Genomic DNA, 2,150 nt, shown 5'->3' on the forward strand with positions numbered 1-2,150 from the left:
ATGTGAACTTTGCATCTAGGTTACACTAAGTCATAAAAAACTGTGTGAGAAAGTCTCAAAACCCCAGTAAAATCAAGGAAATTCACTTGCAAAACGTAGAAAAAAGTAGTATAATTTTAGTGTAACAGTTACACTAAAGGAGGCTGCTCATGTACTACGATTACACAGTCAAAATCCCTTTGGTTAGGGGCAAGATAATCACCAAGAAAAAGGGCGATTCAACTTATGTCCTTTTTCAATACGGCCAACAATACAATGTCGAAAAGAAATATGCCATACCCCAACGTACCATCATCGGAAAGATTCATTCAGATAATCATGATGTCATGTATCCGAACGAGAAATTTCAAGATTACTTTCCGGAGGTTACCCTTCCAGAAGAACTGCCGGATTCTTATCGAAGCTGCGCTTTGAAGATTGGTTCATATGCGGTAATCCAAAAGGTTCTCCAAGAATATAAGTTAGAGAATCTTCTGAATACATGGTTTCCAAAAGACTGTGGATTACTACTCGATCTAATGGCATATCTGATTGTTGATGAAGAAAATGCAGGCCAGTACTATCCTGATTTTGCATTTAACCACCCACTGTTTTCGGAGGGAATGAGGATATACAGCGATTCAAAAGTAAGCCGGTTCCTTAAATCAGTTACTCGGGAACAGATTATTGGCTTCCTAAATGACTGGAACAAAAAACGTGATCATAAACAATGCATTTACATTTCGTATGATTCAACAAACAAGAACTGCCAAGCCGGTGATATTGATCTTATAGAATACGGCAAAGCGAAGGATGAAAAAGGACTTCCAGTGTTTAATCTTGCATTAGCATTTGATAAGACCAACCGAGTTCCGCTATTTTATGAGGAATATCCAGGTTCAATAACCGATGTTTCCCAGTTTGAGTATATGGTAGACAAGGTGAAAGAGTACAATTATAAATCGGTCGGTTTTATTCTGGACAGAGGATATTTCAGCAAAGCCAATATAAAATACATGGAAGATAATGGTTACTCCTTCATCATCATGGTTAAAGGCCGTAAAAATCTCGTATCTGAGCTGATAACAGCGAACCGAAATACATTTGAAACTGATCGTGAGTGTGCTATCCGTTCATACAGAGTTTATGGAAAAACAGTTTTAGCTAAGTTGTATGAGGACGATAATACTCTTAGATATTTCCATTTATACTTCAACCCTTCCAAACAGGCTGCTGAGAGAGAACAGCTGGAGCAACTGATTGAAAGACTTGGATTGTATTTGGAAAAACATATTGGAAAAGATATCACACTTGGGAACGTATATCACGAATATTTTGACCTTCGCTATAACAACAAGCATGCGCTTGTCTCGTATACAGAAAAAAAGGATGTCGTTCGGAAAAAGTTGGAGCAATGCGGTTATTTCTGCATTATCACCTCTACTGAAATGACTGTATCACAGGCACTTATCCATTACAAAGGTCGGGATATCTCTGAAAAACTATTCAGCACGGACAAATCGTTTATTGGGTCTAAAAGCAACCGGGTTCACACTTCCGAATCATTGTCTGCAAAGCTGTTTATCGAATTTATTGCACTGATTGTCCGTAACAGAATCTACAACCTCTTGAAGGAAACGATGCTTCGATTAGATACAAAACCGAATTATATGACGGTGCCTGCGGCGCTTCGCGAACTGGAAAAAATCGAAATGGTTAGACGGAGTAAAGACCATTATCGGCTTGATCACGCCGTAACCAAACGGCAGAAGGTTATTCTAAGTTCATTCGGCATGGACGAGAATAATATTCGTGATATTGCAAGCGGAATCGGCAATCTATTGTCGAAGAACCAGTCGCTGATGACAAATACAGATAGCCAGAATGAGGAGGAATACGACGATGGCGCGGACGAAATCGATAACTTCGATTGAAACTGAAATTACAAGAATAAATAGTGAGCTAACAAAACTTCAAGAAAAACAGGAGGCTCTATCGGACAGATTGTTGGAACTTCAAAAGCAAAAGAAGGAACACGAGGCCAAACAAGTAATGGAGGCTTTCCAAAAAAGTGGCAAAAGCTTGCAGGAGCTGATGACATTTTTAGATGTCTGAGGCAACGGTTTTGAGTTTCAAAAAGTATTTAGTGTAACTTTTATGCAAAGTTGAGG

At 38.9% G+C, this 2,150-nt stretch carries 2 protein-coding genes; both read left to right on the forward strand.

All coding sequences use genetic code 11. The annotated features are described in order from the left end of the window. Window positions 1-149: 149 nt before the first annotated feature. Window positions 150-1,913, forward strand: coding sequence for a transposase (locus U2P91_RS17815; RefSeq protein ID WP_242988501.1), 1,764 nt, complete (start codon window positions 150-152; stop codon window positions 1,911-1,913). After that, entirely contained in the window at window positions 1,882-2,094 is a 213-nt protein-coding gene (locus tag U2P91_RS17820; protein ID WP_162624376.1) for a DUF4315 family protein, read from the forward strand. The genes U2P91_RS17815 and U2P91_RS17820 overlap by 32 nt, the downstream gene beginning before the upstream one ends. The last annotated feature ends 56 nt before the right edge of the window (window positions 2,095-2,150 follow it).

This window comes from Acetobacterium sp. K1/6 (assembly GCF_034438075.1).
Classification (GTDB): domain Bacteria; phylum Bacillota; class Clostridia; order Eubacteriales; family Eubacteriaceae; genus Acetobacterium; species Acetobacterium carbinolicum.